Origin of the sequence: Microvirga soli, from assembly GCF_016734765.1 — a bacterium.
GTDB classification, from domain to species: domain Bacteria; phylum Pseudomonadota; class Alphaproteobacteria; order Rhizobiales; family Beijerinckiaceae; genus Microvirga; species Microvirga soli.
In genome coordinates this window covers 125478-145842 of sequence record NZ_JAERQE010000002.1, presented here as the reverse complement: position 1 = coordinate 145842, position 20365 = coordinate 125478, and the positions used below count along the sequence as shown (strand labels likewise).

The 20365-nt window shown below is 65.8% G+C and carries 17 protein-coding genes; 6 read left to right on the top strand and 11 right to left on the bottom strand.

Translation table 11 applies throughout. The features are described from left to right. Positions 1-118: 118 nt before the first annotated feature. Complete coding sequence (locus JKL45_RS02465) at positions 119-1171, top strand: DUF2125 domain-containing protein (protein WP_201859520.1); 1053 nt, start codon at positions 119-121, stop codon at positions 1169-1171. Positions 1172-1401: 230 nt separating this feature from the next. Here JKL45_RS02465 and JKL45_RS02460 read toward each other — a convergent pair whose 3' ends face one another. The 3 genes from JKL45_RS02460 to JKL45_RS02450 are packed head-to-tail and all read right to left on the bottom strand — an operon-like array spanning position 1402 to position 4338. Next, positions 1402-2352 (bottom strand): prephenate/arogenate dehydrogenase family protein, encoded by a 951-nt coding sequence (locus tag JKL45_RS02460; RefSeq protein WP_201859519.1) that lies wholly within the window; start codon positions 2350-2352, stop codon positions 1402-1404. Further along, complete coding sequence (gene hisC / locus JKL45_RS02455; protein WP_201859518.1) at positions 2345-3445, bottom strand: histidinol-phosphate transaminase; 1101 nt, start codon at positions 3443-3445, stop codon at positions 2345-2347. The genes JKL45_RS02460 and hisC overlap by 8 nt, the downstream gene beginning before the upstream one ends. A gap of 53 nt (positions 3446-3498) precedes the next feature. After that, a complete protein-coding gene (locus tag JKL45_RS02450) occupies positions 3499-4338 on the bottom strand; it encodes a chorismate mutase (protein ID WP_201859517.1) in 840 nt (279 codons plus the stop codon). An 809-nt stretch (positions 4339-5147) separates the two neighbouring features. Here JKL45_RS02450 and metX point away from each other — a divergent pair. Next, entirely contained in the window at positions 5148-6317 is a 1170-nt protein-coding gene (gene metX, locus JKL45_RS02445) for a homoserine O-acetyltransferase MetX (RefSeq protein WP_201859516.1), read from the top strand. Continuing rightward, a complete protein-coding gene (metW, locus tag JKL45_RS02440; protein WP_201859515.1) occupies positions 6314-6958 on the top strand; it encodes a methionine biosynthesis protein MetW in 645 nt (214 codons plus the stop codon). The genes metX and metW overlap by 4 nt, the downstream gene beginning before the upstream one ends. A gap of 222 nt (positions 6959-7180) precedes the next feature. Here the strand turns inward: metW and xerD are convergent, their stop codons facing one another. Together xerD and JKL45_RS02430 are read right to left on the bottom strand one after the other, a co-directional pair. Next, the gene (gene xerD / locus JKL45_RS02435) at positions 7181-8116 is read right to left on the bottom strand and encodes a site-specific tyrosine recombinase XerD (RefSeq protein WP_201859514.1); all 936 of its coding nucleotides are present in this window, start codon (positions 8114-8116) and stop codon (positions 7181-7183) included. Further along, entirely contained in the window at positions 8113-8262 is a 150-nt protein-coding gene (locus JKL45_RS02430) for a histidine kinase (RefSeq protein WP_201859513.1), read from the bottom strand. Before JKL45_RS02430 ends, xerD begins: the two co-directional genes overlap by 4 nt. Positions 8263-8400: 138 nt before the next feature. On the opposite strand from JKL45_RS02430, the gene JKL45_RS02425 reads away from it, so the two are divergent. Genes JKL45_RS02425 through JKL45_RS02415 form a run of 3 tightly spaced genes read left to right on the top strand, consistent with a single transcriptional unit; the run spans position 8401 to position 11473 of the window. Next, positions 8401-9033 (top strand): shikimate kinase, encoded by a 633-nt coding sequence (locus JKL45_RS02425; protein WP_201859512.1) that lies wholly within the window; start codon positions 8401-8403, stop codon positions 9031-9033. After that, entirely contained in the window at positions 9030-10169 is a 1140-nt protein-coding gene (aroB, locus tag JKL45_RS02420) for a 3-dehydroquinate synthase (protein WP_246498242.1), read from the top strand. The genes JKL45_RS02425 and aroB overlap by 4 nt, the downstream gene beginning before the upstream one ends. 5 nt (positions 10170-10174) lie before the next feature. After that, positions 10175-11473: an HlyC/CorC family transporter gene (locus JKL45_RS02415; protein ID WP_201859511.1), complete on the top strand. Its 1299-nt coding sequence runs from the start codon at positions 10175-10177 to the stop codon at positions 11471-11473. Between the two features lie 3 nt (positions 11474-11476). On the opposite strand, the gene JKL45_RS02410 is transcribed toward JKL45_RS02415, so the two are convergent. From JKL45_RS02410 to JKL45_RS02385, 6 genes are all read right to left on the bottom strand, one after another. After that, on the bottom strand, positions 11477-12346 hold the full coding sequence (locus tag JKL45_RS02410) for an alpha/beta fold hydrolase (RefSeq protein ID WP_201859510.1): 870 nt from the start codon (positions 12344-12346) through the stop codon (positions 11477-11479). Continuing rightward, positions 12343-14139: a glucan ABC transporter ATP-binding protein/ permease gene (locus JKL45_RS02405; protein WP_201859509.1), complete on the bottom strand. Its 1797-nt coding sequence runs from the start codon at positions 14137-14139 to the stop codon at positions 12343-12345. Before JKL45_RS02405 ends, JKL45_RS02410 begins: the two co-directional genes overlap by 4 nt. 93 nt (positions 14140-14232) lie before the next feature. Further along, positions 14233-16110, bottom strand: a complete 1878-nt coding sequence (locus JKL45_RS02400; RefSeq protein WP_201859508.1) for an ABC transporter ATP-binding protein/permease — start codon at positions 16108-16110, stop codon at positions 14233-14235. A gap of 241 nt (positions 16111-16351) precedes the next feature. Further along, positions 16352-16981 (bottom strand): FMN-binding negative transcriptional regulator, encoded by a 630-nt coding sequence (locus tag JKL45_RS02395; protein ID WP_201859507.1) that lies wholly within the window; start codon positions 16979-16981, stop codon positions 16352-16354. A 206-nt stretch (positions 16982-17187) separates the two neighbouring features. Further along, the gene (locus JKL45_RS02390; RefSeq protein WP_201859506.1) at positions 17188-17685 is read right to left on the bottom strand and encodes a CAP domain-containing protein; all 498 of its coding nucleotides are present in this window, start codon (positions 17683-17685) and stop codon (positions 17188-17190) included. Next, positions 17682-20237 carry a DUF3772 domain-containing protein gene (locus JKL45_RS02385; protein WP_201859505.1) on the bottom strand — a complete coding sequence of 852 codons (2556 nt, stop codon included), beginning with the start codon at positions 20235-20237 and terminating at the stop codon, positions 17682-17684. The genes JKL45_RS02390 and JKL45_RS02385 overlap by 4 nt, the downstream gene beginning before the upstream one ends. Between the last annotated feature and the right edge of the window lie 128 nt (positions 20238-20365).

The following is a 20365-nucleotide window of genomic DNA, read 5'->3' as shown; positions in this document are numbered from 1 at the left end:
GGACTGAATTCGATGCTTTGTATTTTCATGAGCGCATCGTGCTCGCGGAAAAAGTGAGGTCCACTTTTCCGCACGAGGCGCTAGAGCTAGGAAGCACCAACACAACAGGAGATCGCGCATGGATCAGGCCGCCCCGACGGGGAATGTTCGCCGCAGTCGCTTCTGGCTCTACACGCCCTTGGTCCTGCTGCTTCTGCTCGCCATTGCCTGGAGCATCGCCTGGTTCGTGATCCGCAACCGCACGGCGGAGGCCCTCGACGGCTGGATCGCCGCGGAGGCGCGCGCCGGGCGGCAATGGACCTGCAGCGACCGCACCATCGCCGGCTACCCGTTCCGCATCGAGGTGATCTGCAACGCCCTCGACTTCAAGCGCGGCGCAGTGACGGCCTCCTTCGGGCGCACCGAGGCCGTGGCGCAGGTCTATCAGCCCCGCCGCATCATCACCGAGGTGGCTGGTCCGTTGCGCGTGACGGATGGCACCGTGACGGTGCAGGGCAGCTGGGATCTGCTCCAGGCGAGCCTCAATACCTCCACGAGGGGGCTTCAGCGCGTGTCGCTTGCCGCCAATGCGCCCAAGGTGACCGTCACAGGATTGCCGGCCGGCGAGTTGACCGGATCCGGCAAGCACCTGGAGCTTCACGTGCGGCCCAACCCCTCGCGATCCGCCGAGCAGGCCGCCGACGTGGCGGCTTCCGTCACGGAGGCGCGCATTCCGCTTCTCGACGCGCTCATCGGCGGCGCGGAGGCGACGAACCTCAACGCGGACGTCACGGTCACGCAAGCCGATGGTTTCAAAGGCGGCACCATTGCCGACGAGATGGAGCTGTGGCGCAAGGCCGACGGCAAGCTCGACATTCTGATGCTCTCGGCCACCAAGGGCACGCGCCAGATCGAGACCAAGGGCGAGCTGCGCCTCGACGATCAGCACCGGCCCGCCGGTCAGCTCAACGTGGCGGCCGCCGGCCTCGACGGCCTCCTCGGCAACCTCACCGGAGGGCGCCTCGGCGGCAATCTTTTAGGGATGCTGCTGGGCCAGGGCTCACGCGCCAATGCGGCGCAGCCGAACGCCAAGCCGCAGCTCGCCTCCCTGCCGCCCCTGCGGCTGGAGAACGGTTCTCTCGCCATGGGGCCGTTCGTGATCCCGAACGTGAAGCTGCAGCCGTTGTATTGACGCCCCTCCACGTCATCACCGGCCTTGTGCCGGTGATCTCAATGTCAGGCACACCCACTGTCATTCCGGGGCCGCGCAGCGGAGCCCGGAATCCATAACCGCTAACGGTGCAAGGACTAGTGCGACGTTGATCATCCTTTTCTGACACGTCGTGTTTATGGATTCCGGGCTCGACCTGCGGTCGCCCCGGAATGACAACAGGGTGACCGTCCCGCGTTGATGACCGCGGCTTAAGCCTTGTCCTCTCGCCGCCGGCCGAAATCCGGCTCCGGGGTTTCCTGGCCCGACGAGATGATGCCGCGGCGGATGGCGCGGGTGCGGGTGAAGAGGTCGAACAGCTTGTCGCCCTCGCCCCAGCGGATGGCCCGCGCCAAAAGCGCGATGTCCTCGTTGAGGCGGCCGAGCATTTCCAGCACGGCCTCGCGGTTGTGCAGGAACACGTCGCGCCACATGGTCGGGTCCGAGGCCGCGATGCGGGTGAAATCGCGAAAACCGCCGGCCGAGAACTTGATCACCTCGCCCTGCGTGACCGTCTCCAGATCCGCCGCGGTGCCGACGATGTTGTAGGCGATGAGATGCGGCACATGGCTGGTGATGGCGAGCACGAGGTCGTGGTGCTGCGCGGTCATGACCTCGACGTTGGAGCCCATGGCCTCCCAGAAGGCGCGCACGCGCTCGACCGCCGCCTCATCCGTGCCCTCGGGCGGGGTGAGGATGCACCAGCGATTGTGGAAGAGCGTCGAGAAGCCCGCGTCAGGCCCTGAATGCTCGGTGCCCGCCACCGGATGCGCCGGCACGAAATGCACGCCCTCGGGCAGATGCGGCTGCACCTGCGCAACCACCGAGGCCTTCACCGAGCCCACATCCGACACGATGCTGCCGGGCTTCAACCCTGACCGCATCGCTTCCGCCACCTTGCCGCAGACACCGACCGGCACGCAGAGGATCACGAGATCCGCATCCCGCACGCCCGCCACGATATCGGTGGTCGCCTCGTCGGCAAGCCTAAGCTCGCGCACCCGCGCCACAACGGCTTCGTTCGCATCCACCGCCACGATGGTGCGCGCGAGGTTGAGATGGCGGGCCGCGCGGGCAATCGACGAGCCGATCAGCCCGAGGCCGATGAGAGCGACGCGCTCGACGAGGGGCGTTTCACGCGGGGGACCGAGACGCTCAGGCATGTTTGCCACCGAGAAAATCGCGCAACGCCGACACCACGAGGCCATTCGCCTCCTCGTCGCCCACGGTCAGGCGCAGGGCATCGGGCAGGCCGTAAGCCTCGACCTGGCGCAGGATGAGCCCGCGCGATGAGAGGAAGCTATCTGCCTCCTTCGCCGTCCGGCCTGCTGCTTTCGGGAAATGGATCAGCATGAAATTGCCGACGCTTGGCGTCACCTGCAGGCCAAGCGCCTCGATCTCGCGGGTAAGCCACGCGAGCCATTTATCGTTGTGCTCGATGGCCTTTGCGATATGCGCCTCGTCCTGGATCGCCGCGATGCCGGCAGCAATCGCCGGGCCGTTCACGTTGAACGGGCCGCGGATGCGATTGATCGCATCCGCAACATGGGCGGGCGCCACCATCCAGCCGAGGCGCAGGTTGGCGAGGCCATAGATCTTCGAGAAGGTGCGCGTCATCACCACGTTCTCTGAAGTTGCGACGAGTTCCAGGCCCGCCTCGTAATCGTTGCGGCGCACGTACTCGGCATAGGCCGCGTCGAGCACCAGCAGCACATGCGGCGGCAAGCCCGCGTGCAGGCGCTTGACCTCATCGAACGGAATGTAGGTGCCGGTCGGGTTGTTGGGATTGGCGAGAAAGACGATCTTGGTCTTGCTCGTCACCTTCGCCAGAATCGCATCCACATCCGTGTGCAGATCCTTCTCGGGCGCCACGACAGGAGTGCCGCCGGCTGCCATGATCGCGATGCGGTAGACCAGGAAGCCGTGCTCCGTGAAGATGCCCTCGTCGCCCGGGCCCACATAGGCGCTCGTGATGAGCGACAGCAATTCGTCCGAGCCCGTGCCGCAGATGATGCGGTTCGGATCGAGCCCATAACGGGCCGCGATCGCCTCGCGCAGCTTGGTGGCGGCGCCGTCCGGATAAAGCTCGAGATGATCGAAGGTCCGGATCGCTTCCATGGCCCTCGGCGAGGGGCCGAGCGGCGTCTCGTTCGAGGAGAGCTTGTGGATCTTGGCAACCCCTGCGGCCTTGCTCTTGCCGGGCACATAGGCGTCGATCTGCATCACGCCGGGACGGGGCTGGGGACGAACGGACATTTTTAGTTCCTAACAATCGATCTGTTGGCGGATGCTCTAGCTCAGGCTTGATTTCATTTCACGTGGAAACGTTCGGCATGGCTGCCGACCTCGGCAAGTTGGGCCAGACTCGCACCTGCCTTCGTGAGGGTTTCGTGCAGTTGTGCGGGCGCGACGGTGCCGGGCACGGCGATGAGCTCCGACAGGCCATGGGCGTCGGCGGCGCTCGCCACCACTTCGCCGCCGAGGCGGACGAGCGCCTCGTTGGCGCCCCGGTGCCAGCGCTCGAACTGGGCGGCATAGAGCACCACGTCGTGCACGGCCGCATCCACCAGCGGCTTCGAGATGACGAAAACGGGCGTGCCGGCCGGATGATCGGGCCGCTCGATGAAGGGCAGGCGGGCGATGACCTTCGGGCGGTCGCGGTCGGCGAGCGTGCGCCACCAGGCGCCGCTCGTCGCCCCCTGGTCGAGGCGGAAGATGCCGAGATCGCCCCCGGAGGAGGCCACCGCCTCGATCACCGCAGCGGCGCTGGGATGCGTGACGTACGGCACCGTGAAGCCGAAATGGAACCGGGCCGAATCCCGCATGGGCGCATCGCCCCCGGACACGTCCGCATGGACGGAATAATTCGACTGCACATAGGTGAAGGTGCCGATGATCACCCGCCAGATGCTCTCCACCGTGTCGAGCGGCAGCAGGCCCTCGTGGCGTTCGGCCAGCGCCTTCATCATCGAGGCCTCGCGGCCGGGGCGGAAGGCGGACGCGATGCCGGTCTTCGAGGCCTTCTTGGAGGCGATCAGACGGTCGATGATGGTGCCGCGCTCCATGAGCAGCCGGTGCATCGCCTCGTCAATGCGGTCGATCTCCTGGCGGAGTTCGGCAAGGGCTGGCGCGGGCTTCTCGGCGGTCATGGGCAGGGATCCTCAAGGGAGAGGCTTTTCTTTGGCGGTTTTGGCCGGGCTTGTCATCTCTGATTGCGCGACGGGTTTGAGCCAGCACCTTGGGGCCCGCAGCGTGAGCTGCGAGCCTGAAGGTTGATCGAGGGTGGCGCGTCGGGCAGCCTGACTCGATGTGATGGTGAGAAGTGAGAGCCAGACTGCTCGTCACGCGCGGTTTGTTTCAGCGGACCTGGAGGCATGCCAGGATCGGCCACCCGCGATCACAGGCGTGCGAGGCCTGCGGCGGGACCGCTCCTTGCCCCGCATCTGCGACGCCTCGCGAGCGCGCCCCTCATTGGACGAGGATGTCTCTAGCTATAGCCGAGCTTAGGATGATTGTCAAGAACAAAGTCAGAACATGCGCACTCTTTCCCTCTCCCCTGTGCGGGAGAGGGTGGCCTGCGCAGCAGGTCGGGAGAGGGGCCGAGTTCGTTCGATGACTGCCCCTCTCCCGGCTCACTCCGTTCGCCACCCTCCCCCGCAGAGGGGGGAGGGGAAAACTCGCGCCTCATCCTTCACCCGATCCCGGATCGGCTCCGCCGTCCGGGGCGATCATAGTGCGAATGAGGGAAGGCATGGCAGGAACGGAAGTGTCATTCCCGGCCGGAGCGCAGCGCAGGGGAAGTGAATCCATGGCGCAGTGCCTGATCGTGGATCCCCTTCCCGACCTACGGCCACCGGGAATGGCACCCTGAGCCATCCGCCGAGACGTTATGTTCGTTGACGCAACCGCCTCCCCGCAGTACCGATTGTTCGAAAGAACGAACGTTTCCGCTGACAACATGTCCTTTGCTCCCCTTGTCTCCGAACCGCGAAGCCAGGTCGACGACCCGTCGAGCCTCGTGATGCGCTTTGGCCAGGATGAGCCCCTGATGATGGATGCGGGCATCGCGCTCGCGCCCTGGCAGATCGCCTATCAGACCTACGGGACGCTCAATGAGACTAAGTCCAACGCGGTGCTGATCTGCCATGCGCTCACCGGCGACCAGCACGTGGCGAATGACAATCCCGTTACGGGCAAGCCCGGCTGGTGGCTGACCATGGTCGGGCCCGGCCGGCCGGTGGATACCAACCGTTTCTTCGTGATCTGCGCCAACGTGATCGGCGGCTGCATGGGCACCACGGGCCCGGCCTCCATCAACCCGGCGACGGGCCAGCCCTACGCCCTCGACTTCCCGGTCGTGACCGTGCCCGACATGGTACGAGCGCAGGCCGCCCTCATCGACCGGCTCGGTATCGAGAAGCTGTTCTGCGTGGTCGGCGGCTCCATGGGCGGCATGCAGGTGCTGCAATGGGCGGTGAGCTATCCGGACCGGGTGTTTTCGGCGCTTCCCATTGCCACCGCCGCGCGCCACTCGGCCCAGAATATCGCCTTCCACGAGGTCGGCCGCCAGGCCGTGATGGCCGATCCGGAATGGCGCGGCGGGCGCTACCTGAACGAGGGCACGCGCCCTTCCAAGGGGCTCGCCGTCGCCCGCATGGGCGCGCACATCACGTATCTGTCAGAAGTGGCCCTGCACCGGAAGTTCGGGCGCAACTTCCAGGACCGGGCCGCCCCCACTTTCTCCTTCGATGCGGATTTCCAGATCGAGAGCTACCTGCGCTACCAGGGCATCGCCTTCGTCGAGCGCTTCGACGCCAATTCGTATCTCTATGTCACCCGGGCGATGGATTATTTCGACATCGCGGCCGAGCATGGCGGCTCGCTGGCGAAAGCCTTCAAGGGCACGCCGACGCGCTTCTGCGTGATCTCGTTCACCTCCGACTGGCTGTTCCCAACGTCAGACTCGCGCGCCATCGTCCATGCGCTGAACGCAGCAGCAGCGTCCGTCGCCTTCGTGGAAGTGGAGAGCGACAAGGGGCACGACGCCTTCCTGCTCGAGGAGCCCGAGATGTTCGCGGCCGCCCGCGGCTTCATCGATGCGGCCGCGCGGGTGCGGGGGATCGCATGAGCCTGCCCGGCACCCTGCCTCTCACCGACACGGCAAGCGGCCACCGCCTCGACTTCCTGATGGTCACCGACATGGTGGAGCCCGGCTCCCGCGTGCTCGATGTCGGCTGCGGGGACGGGGCTCTGCTCTCGCTCCTGCGCGACCGCAAGGGGGTCGACGGGCGCGGCATCGAGATTTCGCGCGAGGGCGTGGCCGCGTGCCTCGCCAAGGGCCTTCCGGTGATCCAGGGTGATGCGGACACGGACCTTGCCGATTACCCGGACGACGCCTTCGACTACGTGATCCTGTCGCAGACGATCCAGGCCACGCGCCAGCCCAAGGTGGTGCTCGAGCATCTGTTGCGCATCGGCCGCCGGGCCATCGTGTCCTTCCCCAATTTCGGACACTGGCGCGTGCGCATCGACCTCGGCGTCCGGGGCCGGATGCCCATGACCGAGAACCTGCCCTATTCCTGGTACGACACGCCCAACATCCACTTCTGCACCATCCGCGACTTCGTGGAACTCTGCCGCGACGTCGGCGCCCAGATGGAGAAGGCCGTGGCGCTCAACGCCGGCGGCCAGCCTATGCGCGTCACCCTGCCCTGGTGGGTGTGGAACCTGCTCGGCGAGCAGGCGGTGTTTCTGCTGAAGCGGCGGTGAGATTCGCCTTCAGTGTCATTCCCGGACGAAGCGTCAGCGGAGCGAAAAGGGAATCCATAGCGCTGCACCCAGTCGTGGGTCCCCTTCCCTCGCTTTGCTCGCCGGGGATGACACCCTCTTCGTCATGGCCGGGCTCGTCCCGACCATCTCGATGCAGTGAGGCTCAGCGTTTTGTCCAATCGGGATCACCGGCACAAGGCCGGTGATGACGGGAAAACGCGACTACCCCTCCCCACCCTCCGCCAGAGGATGCAGGTCCCGCACCATGCTCTTCAGGCGCTCGTCGAGCACGTGGGTGTAGATCTGCGTGGTCGAGATGTCGGAATGGCCCAGGAGTTCCTGCACCACGCGCAGGTCGGCCCCGTTCTGGAGCAGGTGGCTGGCGAAGGCGTGGCGGAGCACGTGGGGGCTGACCTTGTCGGCGCGCAGCCCCGCGGCGCCGGCCACCGCCTTCAGGTCGCGGGCGAAGGCCTGGCGGGTCAGGTGGCCGCTCTCGCTGTCGGCCGGGAATAGCCAGGGGCCCGTGGCCTTCTTCTGCTCTTCCAGCAGGGCGAGGTAGGTGTTGGCGGCCTGTTTGGCCGCATCGGTCAGCGGCACCAGCCGCTCCTTGGCGCCCTTGCCACGCACCACGAGAAAGCGGTCGCGGGTCTTGGCGGCGCTTTTGGGCAGGGCGATCAGCTCGGAGACGCGCAGACCCGTGGCGTAGAGCAGTTCCAGCAGGCAGGTCATGCGCGCGGCGCGCAGGCGCTCCGGCTGCGTGGCCTGCGGATGCGCGATGCCCTCGGACGCGACATGCAGCAGGCGGTCGACCTCGGCGACGGAGAGCACCTTCGGCAGTACCCTGCCGCGCTTGGGCGCCGACACGGCGGCTGTCGGGTCGGCCGGGGCATAACCCTCCACATAGAGGAACTTGTGGAACTGGCGCACGGCCGAAAGCCGGCGGGCCGCAGACGACGCCTTGAGGCCCCGCTCCTCCAGGCTCGCCATGAAGCCCCGAATGGTCGTGGAGGTGGCGCTGTCGGGCTGGGCGCCGGCTTCGGCGAGGAAGCTCAGGTAATCGTCAAGATCGCGCCGGTAGGCATCGAGCGTGTTCTTGGAGGCGCCGCGCTCGGCGGCGAGCATGTCGAGGAAGAGGCTGGCGTGGCGGGCGCCGCTCATGAAGACGAGGGCGGACGGCTGGTCTGAACCGGAACGTTGATCTCGCGCGGGTCGGGATCGACAAGGGTCGCCAGGGCAAACATGGCGGCAAAGCCAAGGCCCGCGAGAATGGCGACAACGAGGAGAAACCGAAAGAGCGTGGGCACCTGAGCCTCTTAAAGTGTTAACCCGCTAGAACCATGCCAAGGTCCGGAAGGCAACCCCCTGTGGTCGGTTAAGTTTCGGAGGACCCGAGGGTAACGCCCTTGTGACAGGCCGCCGCGCCCGTGCTAGGACATGGAGCTATGAACAAAATCAGCCGCTTCAATTCGCTCGATGAAGCAGGCGGGCAAGACCAGGCAAGCCAGCGCGGCCATCCCATCAGCCGCCTGCTCGGCACGCGATCGCTCGTGCTCGTCGGCCTCATGGGCGCCGGAAAGAGCACCGTGGGCCGCAGGCTCGCGCAGTCGCTCAAGCTGCCTTTCCGTGACGCCGATCACGAGATCGAGGCGGCGGCCGGCATGACGATCCCCGAGATCTTCGCCATCCATGGCGAGGAGCACTTTCGCGACGGCGAGCGCCGCGTGATCGCCCGCCTCCTGCAGGAGGGGCCCATCGTGCTGGCTACCGGCGGCGGCGCCTTCATGAACGAGGAGACCCGCCGGCGGATCGCCGAGCAGGCAGTCTCGGTCTGGCTCAAGGCCGATCTCGACGTTCTCATGCGCCGGGTGCGCAAGCGCTCGACCCGCCCCCTGCTGCAGAATCCCGACCCTGAGGGCACCATGCGCCGCCTCATGGACCTGCGCTACCCGGTCTATGCCACGGCCGACATCACGGTGGATTCCCATGAGGCCCCGCATGACAAGGTGGTGAGCGAACTCGTCAAGGCCCTGCGTGACTGGTTCGAGCACGACCGGCAGGAGAGCGCCCGGACATGACGCTTTCATCGGCTAGAATGGACAGCCATTCCCCAATTACTGTGCCGGTTCCACTCGGCGACAGGGCCTACGACATCCTGGTCGGGCGCGGCCTGATCGAGTCCGCAGGCACGCGCATTGCAGCACTCGGAGCCCGTGCCGCCGCCATCGTGACGGACGAGCATGTCGGCCCGCTCTATGCCTCTGCGCTCACGGCTTCTCTAGAAGCTCAAGGGTTGCGGGTCTGCGTGATCACCCTGCCTCCCGGCGAGGCCACCAAGTCCTATGCCAGCCTGGAGTGGGTCTGCGATGCGGTGCTGGCCGCGAAAATCGAGCGCGGCGATCTCGTGGTGGCGCTCGGCGGCGGCGTGATCGGCGATCTTGCGGGCTTTGCCGCCGCTGTGGTGCGCCGGGGCGTGCGCTTCGTGCAGGTGCCCACCAGTCTGCTCTCCCAGGTGGATTCTTCTGTTGGCGGCAAGACCGGCATCAACTCGCGCCACGGCAAGAACCTTGTCGGCGCCTTCCATCAGCCGAGCCTCGTCATCGCCGACACGGCGCTGCTCGATACGCTGCCGTTGCGCGAGATGCGTGCCGGCTATGCGGAGGTGGTGAAGTACGGCCTCATCGACGACGCGCGTTTCTTCGCCTGGTGCGAGGCCAACTGGCAGGGCGTGTTTGCCGGCGGCCATGAACGCGACGAGGCCGTGGCGCAGAGCTGCCGCGCCAAGGCGGCTGTCGTGGTGCGCGACGAGCACGAGAACGGCGACCGCGCGCTGCTCAATCTCGGCCACACCTTCGGCCACGCGCTGGAAAAGATCACGGCCTACGATTCCGCGCGCCTTGTCCATGGCGAGGGCGTGGCCATCGGCTTGGCGCTTGCCTTCCGCTTCTCCGCGTCCCTCGGCCTCTGCCCGATGGCGGATGCGGAGCGCGTCGAGGCTCATCTGAAAGCCGTGGGGCTTCCCACACGTCTGTCCCAGGTTCCGGGCGGCTGCGGCACGGTCGACGAATTGCTCGACGCCATGGCTCAGGACAAGAAGGTCAAAGGCGGCGCCCTCACCTTCATCCTGGCGCGGGGCATCGGCCAGAGCTTCATCGCGCCCGGCATCGCGGCCGACGAGGTTCGCAGGTTCCTGACAGGCGAGATCAGCGCGTAACGATCATGGTCGAAGAATCATCCGGCAATCTCTGGCTTGCAGCGGCTTTCGTCGTTTTCTGCCTGCTGCTCTCGGCCTTCTTCTCGGCGAGCGAGACGGCCTTCACAGCAGCCTCCCGCTCCCGCATGCTGGTGCTGGAAAAGACCGGTGACAGGCGCGCAAAGCTCGTGAACCGACTGCTCGAAATGCGCGAGCGCTTCATCGGCACGGTGCTGATCGGCAACAACATCGTCAATATCGGCGTCTCGGCCTTTGCCACCAGCGTGCTTGTGGCGATCTTCGGCGATGGCGGTGCGATCTACGCCACGATCATCATGTCGATCCTGGTGATCGTGTTCGCCGAGGTGCTGCCCAAGACGCTCGCCATCTCCTCGCCCGAGACCGTGTCGCTCGTCCTCTCGCGCCCTATGTCCTGGGCCGTGGCCCTACTGGGGCCGCTCGCCATCACGGTCGAGCGCATCGCGCGCCTCATGCTGCGGCCCTTCGGCATCCGGATCGGCGAGAACACGCCGATCCTCTCGGCATCCGAAGAGATCCGCGGTCAGGTGGCCCTGCTGCACAAGGAGGGCGGCGTCGCCAAGGCCGACCGCGACATGCTGGGCGGCCTCCTCGATCTCAAGGACCTGAGCGTCTCGGAGGTGATGGTCCACCGCACCAAGATGCGTACGATCAACGCGGACCTGTCGTCGGAAGAGATCGTGCGCGAGGTGCTGTCCTCGCCCTATACGCGCATGCCGCTGTGGCGCGAGAGCCAGGAGAACATCGTCGGCGTGCTGCATGCCAAGGACCTGCTGCGGGCGCTGGATGCAGTCGGCGGTGATGCGAGCAAACTGAAGGTCGAGGCGATTGCGCTGGAAACCTGGTTCGTGCCGGACACCACGTCGCTGCGCGATCAGCTGAAGGCCTTCCTCGCCAAGAAAACGCACTTCGCCCTCGTGGTCGACGAGTACGGCGAGGTGATGGGTCTCATCACCCTCGAGGACATCCTCGAGGAGATCGTCGGCGACATCAAGGACGAGCACGATCTCTCCGTGCAGGGCGTGCGGCCGCAACCCAACGGCTCGGTGAACGTGGACGGTTCCGTGCCGATCCGCGACCTCAACCGCGCCATGGACTGGAACCTGCCGGACGAGGAAGCCACCACCATCGCGGGCCTCGTGATCCACGAGGCGCAGGCCATTCCCGACACGGGCCAGATCTTCACCTTCCACGGCTTCCGCTTCCAGGTGCTGCGCAAGTCCCGCAACCGGATCATGGCCGTGAGGATCACGCCGCTGTCGCTGGTGCGGACGAGGGCGGAATGAGGGTCAGGCCTTCAAAAACTCCACCAGCGCCGCGTTGACCGCCTCCGGCTCCTCGTGCTGAACCCAATGGGTGGCGCTCTCGATCCAGCGGATGCTGCCTTTCTCGCACAACGCAAGGCTCGCCTCCGCCAGCCCCTTTTCCAGGAAGCGGTCCCGGCTGCCCCAGATCACCAGCGTGGGCGCGCGCACCGTCGCATCCTTCATGCTGGGCTTGAACGGCAGCGCACGATACCAGTTCAGCATCGCCGTGAGTGCGCCGGGCTGCGACCATGCTTTCTCGTAAGCCGCGATATCGTCATCCGAGAACGTGCCCCGGCGGCTTGTGCGCTGGAGTGCATCCTTGAGGCTGCGGTGGCCATTGGCCGAGAGCATCGTTTCAGGCAGGAACGGGATCTGGAAGAAGCCCACATAGAGGCTTCGCATCATCTGGCTCGGATGGGAGCGCATATAGGCGCCGGCCACATGGGGATGAGGCGCGTTGAGGATGCCGAGGCTCTTCACGCGGTCCGGATAACGCGAGGCCGTCCACCAGGCCGCCAGCCCGCCCCAGTCGTGGCCGACCAGGGAAAAGGTCTGCCGGCCGAGAGCATCGGCCAACCCGACGACGTCCTTCGCCAGCATGTCGAGATCGTAGGCCCGCCGGCCCTCCGGCTTGTCGCTGAGATTGTAACCGCGCTGGTCGGGCACGAGCACGCAAAAGCCTGCGTCAGCCAGCGGCCCGATCTGGTAGCGCCATCCCCACCAGAACTCGGGAAAGCCGTGGAGCAGGATGACGAGTGGACCGTCCTCCGGCCCTGCCTCGATGGCATGAAGCGTGATGCCGTTGGTGCGGTGGCGGGTGCCGGGCGTACTGGGATCGAAGGTCTGGCTCATGCGTGTGCCGACACCTTCACGCGCTTCGGCGGCGGCTCGTCGGGAGCCATGAACTGTGCCCTGGCAAGCTCCGCGAAGCGTCCGCTTGTCGCCACGAGTTCGTCGAAGGTGCCACTTTCGATGACGCGCCCCTGATCGAACACGAGGATGCGGTTGGCATTGCGGATCGTGGCGAGGCGGTGCGCGATCACAAAGGTGGTGCGGCCTTTCATGACCTCGTCGAGCGCCATCTGCAGCTTGCGCTCGGTGGCGGCGTCCAACGCGCTCGTGGCCTCGTCGAGAATGAGGATCGGCGGGTTCTTCAGGAGCGCGCGGGCAATCGACAGGCGCTGGCGCTCGCCGCCCGACAGGGAGCGCCCGCGCTCGCCGATCACAGTGTCGAGACCGTCGGATTGCCGCGCGATGAACTCGATGGCCTGTGCCCGCTCCAGCGCCTCGATCATCTCAGCATCCGTCGCATCGGGCCGGCCGACCTGCAGGTTCTCACGGATGGTGCGGGCGAACAGCATGGGCTCCTGGAACACCACACCGATGTTGCGGCGGAGCGACGAGAGCGTCACGTCGCGGATGTCGAGCCCGTCGATGCGGATGCTGCCCGATTGCGGATCGAAGGCGCGGTGCAGGAGACCGAGCGTCGTCGACTTGCCGGACCCGGTGGCACCCACCAGCGCGACGTTCTCGCCTTCATGGACGGTGAAGGAGACGTCCTGCACGGCGGAGCGCTTGCCGTCATAGGAGAAGCTCACATTGTCGAAAACCACGTCGCCCCCGTAGCGCGGCACGTTCTGGGCGTTCGGACGGTCGTGCACCACCGGCGCCGTGTCCAGAATCTCGAAGAATTCCTGCAGCTTCGGCGCCTGCATGAAGAGCTGGTTGATGAAGCTCACGGCCTGCTCGAGGCGCCCGATCAGCATGGTGGCCATGCTCATGAACATGACGATCTCGCCGATGGTGGCGAGCCCGTTCAGGTGCAGCCACGTGCCGAGCAGGAAGATCGCCGTGACCGTGATGGTGGCCGACGCCCGCGACGCGACGGCGGCGAGCGCCCACCAGGACAGAACGGGATTCTGTGCCTGGAGCAGCTGGTTGATGATGGTTCTGAGCGAGCGCGTCTCGGCCTCGACGCGGGTGAAGGATTGAATGACCGGCACATTGCCGAGCGCGTCAGAAGCATGCTCCGCGAGATTCGAGTGGTAGCGCTCGACGGAGCCCTGCAGGGTTTCGGTCTTGCGCAGGACGACGGCGGTCAGCACCGCGAACACGGCGACGAGCGCGACGAGCAGGATACCGAGGCGCCAGTTCAGGAATACGGTGAGCGGCAGCAGCACCACGAGTGCAATCAAAGCCGACATGTGCTCGCGGAAGAAGCCGAGCCACAGCCAGGACATGGCGCCCGAGCCGTCCAGCATCACCTTCAGGACGCGGCCCGAATGAGTGGAGGTGTGGAAGGCAAGCGGCAGTTCGAGCACGTGCTCGAAGTAATTCGCCACCACGGCGAGGCGCCGGCGATGGGCGAGCCGGTCTGCATGGAGCGCCACGAGGGCGCCTGCCCCGATGGAAAACATGCCGAAGGCCACCCAGGCCAGGATGAGCGGCATCAGGACACCGAAGGTCACGGGCGGCGTATTGGGCAGCTGGCCGCGGGTGAGCACGTCGATGATGCGGCCGAACAGGATCGGCTCTGCGAAGGCGGAAATCGCCAGCGCCACATTGGCCAATGCGAGCACGGCGCCGATCCGGAGATCGGACCCGAGCTCGCCGAGAACACGGATGTAGAGCCTGATCAGCCGCATAGGGATGACTCTGCCATGGGAACGAACCTTAGGACGGAAACTCCGCTCACGATAGAGAGTTGCGTACCTCCGGACCATGCCGCCCGCATCGTGTCATCCCTCGTGGGCATGAGCCGGCCGCAGCCTCCGCCGGAAGCGGCCGATCCATTTCGGTCCCAGCTTCGGCCTCGAGTGACGCACCGGCCGCGCGAGAAGAACGGCGCCCTCGCTGGTCTTGCGGATGTGCAGGGTGCGGGTGTGGAACTCCTCCAGGCCCGGACGGTGCCCGATGGACAGGACGCTTGCGCCCTTCAGCTCGTTCTCGAACAGCGCCAGCATGGAGGCTTGGTTGTCCTCCTCCAAAGCGGAGGTTGCCTCGTCCATGAACACCCATTGCGGCTTGTGCAGGATCACCCGGGCGAAAGCCACCCGCTGCTGCTGACCGAGGGACAGGCTGCGGTCCCAGCGCTCGTGCCGGTCGAGCATGTCGAGGAATTCGCCCAATCCGCAGCGCTCAAGCGCCGCGCGCACGTCCGCATCGTCAAAGGTGTCGGGCGAAGCCGGATAGCTGATGGCCGCCCGCAGGGTTCCCAAGGGCAGGTAGGGGCGCTGCGGCAGGAACATCATCTGCTCGGGCTTCGGAACGCGGACCTTGCCGGAGCCCCAGGGCCAGAGGCCGGAGATGGCGCGAAAGAGCGTGCTCTTGCCGGCGCCCGATTCGCCCATGATCAGCACGCGCTCGCCGGGCTTGATCTCGGCGGTGGCATCCTCGATCAGGATGCTGCCGTCGCTCAGCGCGATCGACACACTCTCGAAGCTGAGCCAGCCCTGAGGATGCGGGGCGATGTCGATGCGGCGGCTCTCGGCCGCGACTTCGTCGAGAGCCAGGGCCGCCTGCCGGAAGGTGGCCACGCGCAGCACCGCCGAGCGCCAGTCGGCGATCTTCGGGAAATTGTCGACGAAGTAGCGCAGGGCCGACTGCACCTGATTGAAGGCGCCCACCACCATCATCATCTCGCCGAACGAGAGGCGTCCGGCGAAATAATCGGGTGCTGCCGCCAGGATCGGCACCACGATGGCGAGCCAGCCATAGCCCGATGTGATCCAGGTGAGCCGGGCCAAGCCACTGGAGAGGCGCCGCGAGGCCTTGAGGACGGCTTCCACGAACTCGTCCAGGCTGCGGCGCTCGTCCGGCTCGCCGTTGTAGAGCGCTACGCTCTCGGCGCTCTCGTTCACGCGCACGAGCGCATAGCGCAGCTCCGCCTCGCGGGCGTAGCGTTCGGTGTTGAGCCGGATCAGCGGCCGGCCGACGAGCCAGGTGAGGCCCGACCCGATGCCCGCATAGCCCAGGGCAACCCATACCATGTAGCCGGGGATCGTGATGGCGTTGCCCGCAATCGTGAAGGTGACGGGGCTGGACAGGCCCCACAGCACGCCGATGAAGCTGACGAGCAGCAGAAGCGCCTGCAGCATGCCGACCCCGAGCTCCGTCGAGAGCTCGGAGAAGAGGCGGCAATCCTCCTGCATGCGCTGATCGGGCTGCGCCCCGCTCTTGCCCATGAAGCCGAGCTGGTAGGCATGGTTGGGCTTCAGCCAGAGATCGAGCAGAACCTGGGTGAGCCGCTCCCGGAGGCGGATCTTGAGGCGCTCCTGCAGCCAGGTCTGGGCCACCACCAAGGCCAGCAGAACCACAACAATCACGATGAAGACGAGGAGCTGGTCGAAGAACGCCGAGGTGGCGCGCTTTTCCACCGCGTCGAAGAAGGCGCCGTTCCACTGGTTGAGCCGCACCTGACCGAACATGTTGCCGATGAGGACCATGAGGATGGCCACGGACAGCCGCAGCATGGGCCAGCCCTTCCGGCCCCGGAGCATGTCGCGGAAAAGCGCATAGAGCTCCCGGCCGATGCTGGGCTTCACCTCGGCGATGGCATCGTCAGGATGGTGAGGATCGGGCTCGTGCGCGGCCGCTTTCCTGGCTTCCTTGGCCAACGTGTTATCCTGCCCGGGACCGACTTCCTGTTCCCGTCCTGTCGCTGGCGGCGGGGGCACTTGCCTGCCCAATTTCGGGTCGTAGTCCGGCATGTTAAAAAAACGCGCACTCGTAAAGCTTGAGAGTTCCTCAAGCTAAAGCCCGCTAACATGGGTTAAGTTCCGGACTGCTCCCTTGTTGCACCAGGCAAGGAGTTGCTGAAATGCCCTGCGGATCTCACCGTCAGAGGCAGTTGGTGGATCAGCAACTGGTGATGCCACGTTCCCGGTCCATGAGAGCGGCCACGGCTATTGAGGCAGGATCCGTCGTGGTCCGCAGGCCCGCCACCGCTCCTTGGTGATCGCTCAATCCTTTGTGCTGCCCGAGCTTCCAGTTCCCCTCAACAGTATCCACCTCAATCGTGAGGCCAACGATGGCATTCATCATGGCTGCGAGGCGGTGAGGGTCAACCTTTTCGGAAGTCCAGGGCATCTTCCGCAACCACGCCTCAAACTTTGCAGACAGCCGATCCAAATGAGCCGGAAGCCAGTCCTTTTCCATGAGCTGAGCACGCCCGGTGGCGTGAACGGCGATGTAGTTCCAAGTTGGAACCTGATTGGGCGAGCCATACCAATCCGGCGACACATAGGCATCAGGCCCTGTGCAGACGAGAAGAACCTGAGGGTGAGCGGCAACGACTTCGTGAATGGGGTTGGCGCGAGCGACATGCAGCTCAATCAACCCGCCTCTTTCATTGGTCTGGAAAAGAAACGGCACATGGACCGCCACCGGCGTGCCGGGACCTGGAACGATAAGCGTTCCAAACCCTCGTTCGGCCAGAAACGCTTTACTCGTCTCGATATCGGTTTTGAAAGCGGGATGAACATACATAGGAGCCTCCGTTATGAAGAGCTGGAGGCTCAGACCGCCTACGGACCGACCGCTCCAGCGGCCAGTTGCGGCAGTCGACGAGGGCTATGCCTCAGACGCGCGTCACCGAACCGGCCTTGAAGAAGGCGCGGCGTCGTGAGGAGCGCTGACGGGTCATAACCATGGCAGCCGCTATAGGATTACAGCCGAGCTGCGTCAACAAGCAATCAGCGCTTGTCGGCCGCGACAGCCAACGCCCAGTAGACCTTGTACTTGGAGTTGGGCGCATAGGCCGTGGCGATGCCGATCCGGGTCGCTCTCGAGTCAAGCAGCACCCGGTTGTGCGACGGGCTCTCGCGCCAGCCGGAGAAGGCCTCGGCCAGGGTGTGATAGCCGGCGGAGAGGTTTGCGGCCGGCTGGGCAAAGCCCGTGGAGGCAAGCCGTGCCTTGAAGCTGTCGGCGGAACTCGGTTTGTCGGCCCGCGCCATGGCGTCGGCTTCCGCCTGGGCTGCGGCCTGGAGATCCGGATCGAGCGCCAGCGGCCGCAGGCCGTTGTTGCCGCGATAGGCGCTGATCATGTCGCGCGCCATGGCGGCATCCACTTCCGCTCCGGCTTTCGCCATGGAGACGTAGAAGCTCGGGGTCTGGCCCCGGGTGACGGGCTTCTCGCTCTGGCAGGCGGCCACGGCGAGGGCGGACAGGCTGATGAGGATGAGACGCTTCATGCAGGCGTCTTATCCTTGAGAAGGGTTAAGGCTTCATCCTCCTTCTCGTCTGATTTTGAGGCTTTGTCCTCCGGGGCTTCCTCAGGCTCGGGAGCCGGCGCAGGCGCCGGCGCTCCGATGCCGGCTTTGCGCAGGCCGCGGAAGATCTCGAAATAGAGCTCGCTCGACACCCGCCCGGCCGCATCGATGTCGTCAACGAAGCAGACGAGGTCAAAATCGATGGTGTTCTCGGTGACCTTCTTGAACAGGACGCGCGGATTGGGCTCGCTCATCACCTCCCGGTGGGCCAACGCCCCCTTGCGCATGATCTCCGCCACCTGATCCGGGTCGGACGCACGGGGCACCGGAACCGAGACGAGCACGCGCCCGACGCGGTCGTTGCGCACGCGATTGCGCACGATGCCGGAGATCAGGTTCGAGTTCGGCACGATGATCGTCGAGCGATCGAAGGCCTGGATCTCCGTCGAGCGCACGTTGATCCGGCGCACATAGCCCTCGCCATCGCCGACGACCACGAGATCGCCGACGCGGATCGGACGTTCCCAGAGCAGGATGAGGCCTGAAATGAAGTTGTTGACGATGGATTGCAGGCCGAAACCGATACCGACCGAGAGAGCGCCGGCCACGATAGTCACCCGCTCCAGGCTCAAGCCCAGATAGGTGAAGGCCATCACGCCCGCGACGATGATGCCCACATAGCCCGCCGCCGTGCTGATCGAGTTGCGCAGGCCCGCATCGAGTTCGGTCGCCGGCAGGAACGTGTTGTTGAGCCAGCGCTGGATGATCCGCGTGACGGCGAAGCCCCCGGCAAAGAGCGCCGCCGCAATCAGGATCGACGACAGGGAGATGGTGACCTCGCCGACGTTGAAGCCGAAGAAGAGCGCCCTGAGCGAGCCCGTCACATCGGCCGAGTCGATGCCCCAGGGCAGCAGCACGAGCAGGACAGCGATGATGATGAGCGCAAGACGCGCAACACCGCTCACCAGAATGCCGATCTGCTCGAGCGAGCGGCGGCGCAGGCCCGTATTGGCCTGCAGCGTCGTGGCAATCCGGCTCTGGCCGCGCAGGGATCCGCCGATGAACTCGTCGGCGAAGGCGATGCCGAGAACCAGCAGGGCGATGATGATGGAGATGCCCACTGCCTGATCGACCAGGAACGACGCCAGGGCGATGTAGCCGCCCACCACGCTGCCGATGATGAGGGCTACGATGAACCAGCCGAGGCTGCGCAGGGGGCCGCCGATATCGACCTCCTGCGGAACGTAAGGCCCGAGGCATGCTTCGTCCTGCGTCTCCCGGGCCGCGAACCGGCGCAGCAACTCGGCGAAGATAAGAGCCGCTGCGAGCGCGAAAACCGCCCGGGTGATCACCGTGACCGGCAGGGCGGCTGCAATCGCCTTGTTGAAGGCCTCGATCACCTTGCCGACGACCATGACCGTCGCGAGGGTGATGGAGAAGCTCATGATTCGGGTGGCGGAGGCATCCCGCACCGGGATCAGTCGCCACGAGGTGTGATCCGGTGCCAGGATGGCGTCGATCAGGGCACGCACGAAAGCGATGAAGGCCAGACCGCTCAGGATGGCCCTGCCCACCTGCTCCAACCGGGGCGGCACGATATCGGCGGAGTCGAAGGCGACCCAGACGATCCAGCTGCCGGCAATGGCCGGGCCTGCTCCCAGGATCAGCACGCCGAGCGCCGCCAGCAGGCGGCTGCGGCGGGATGGATCGGTGATGGCTTGGTCGCGTCGCACAAGCCGGGGAGCGATGGAGCGCCGGCCGACATAGAGCGCGATCGCCGCCCCGATGGCGAGCCCGAGAAGGAGCAGGACGCCGAGCGTCGTGCTGCGCCGGAGCTGGTCGAGGGCATCCTCGGCGATGAGGCCGAGCGCCCGGAACTCCCGCGGAACCGCCTCCACCACGTCCATCCAGAGGCTTGGGCTGAGCAGGCCGTCGCTCTGCTCGAACAGGGCGCGGGTGAAGCCTGTCCGACGCAGGTCCCCGATCTGCGTGCTCAGCTGCTCGGCCTGCACCAGCAGGGCGCGGCCGAGGCGCTGGGTCTCATCGAGTTCCGCGACGGCTGCCTCGCGCTCCGCGCGGTCCCGGGCGACGTCGGCGCTCTCCTCGGGCTGGCCTTTCTCGGGCTTGGGCCCGAGCTGGGTCAGGCGCTGCCGGCTGGCCTCGAGCCTTGGTGCCTGCTCGTCCACGACGGTGCGGATATCGGTAATGATCGGCTCGATCTGCTGACGGATGTTCTGCAGATCCGCGTCAGGCATGGTCCGACCCTGGATCGCCGCCTCCTTCTGGTCGAGGTCGGCCTTGTAGCCATCGAGCTTGGCGCGGGCAGCCTTGGTTTCCGCCGATATGGTGGCTGGAGCGGGTGCAGCGGCGGCCTGTGCGGGGGCAGGAGTGGCCTGAGGCTGCGGTTGAGCCGGCGCTTGGGTCTGAGGATTGGGAGCAGTTTGTGCCTGCTGCGCGTTCGACGTCCCGCCCGCTGCAATCGCCAGCACGATAACGGCGGCCCCGAAGAGCCGCTTGAGGCCAATACCCGTCATTCGATCTACCCTATCGCATTCCTGGAAAGCCTGGGTTCGGTCCCATGCTTCCGTTCTGCCGTTCCGTTCTCCGCACGATGCCTGAGCGGGTCGGTTCTTCGCGAATCAATACGGCGAAAACTCGCCGC

Coding starts and splice junctions, on each gene's coding strand:
- JKL45_RS02465 (WP_201859520.1), top strand. CDS start 119: ATGGATCAGGCCGCCCCGACGGGGAATGTTCGCCGCAGTCGCTTCTGG.
- JKL45_RS02460 (WP_201859519.1), bottom strand. CDS start 2,352: ATGCCTGAGCGTCTCGGTCCCCCGCGTGAAACGCCCCTCGTCGAGCGC.
- hisC (WP_201859518.1), bottom strand. CDS start 3,445: ATGTCCGTTCGTCCCCAGCCCCGTCCCGGCGTGATGCAGATCGACGCC.
- JKL45_RS02450 (WP_201859517.1), bottom strand. CDS start 4,338: ATGACCGCCGAGAAGCCCGCGCCAGCCCTTGCCGAACTCCGCCAGGAG.
- metX (WP_201859516.1), top strand. CDS start 5,148: ATGTCCTTTGCTCCCCTTGTCTCCGAACCGCGAAGCCAGGTCGACGAC.
- metW (WP_201859515.1), top strand. CDS start 6,314: ATGAGCCTGCCCGGCACCCTGCCTCTCACCGACACGGCAAGCGGCCAC.
- xerD (WP_201859514.1), bottom strand. CDS start 8,116: ATGAGCGGCGCCCGCCACGCCAGCCTCTTCCTCGACATGCTCGCCGCC.
- JKL45_RS02425 (WP_201859512.1), top strand. CDS start 8,401: ATGAACAAAATCAGCCGCTTCAATTCGCTCGATGAAGCAGGCGGGCAA.
- aroB (WP_246498242.1), top strand. CDS start 9,030: ATGACGCTTTCATCGGCTAGAATGGACAGCCATTCCCCAATTACTGTG.
- JKL45_RS02415 (WP_201859511.1), top strand. CDS start 10,175: ATGGTCGAAGAATCATCCGGCAATCTCTGGCTTGCAGCGGCTTTCGTC.
- JKL45_RS02410 (WP_201859510.1), bottom strand. CDS start 12,346: ATGAGCCAGACCTTCGATCCCAGTACGCCCGGCACCCGCCACCGCACC.
- JKL45_RS02405 (WP_201859509.1), bottom strand. CDS start 14,139: ATGCGGCTGATCAGGCTCTACATCCGTGTTCTCGGCGAGCTCGGGTCC.
- JKL45_RS02395 (WP_201859507.1), bottom strand. CDS start 16,981: ATGTATGTTCATCCCGCTTTCAAAACCGATATCGAGACGAGTAAAGCG.
- JKL45_RS02390 (WP_201859506.1), bottom strand. CDS start 17,685: ATGAAGCGTCTCATCCTCATCAGCCTGTCCGCCCTCGCCGTGGCCGCC.
- JKL45_RS02385 (WP_201859505.1), bottom strand. CDS start 20,237: ATGACGGGTATTGGCCTCAAGCGGCTCTTCGGGGCCGCCGTTATCGTG.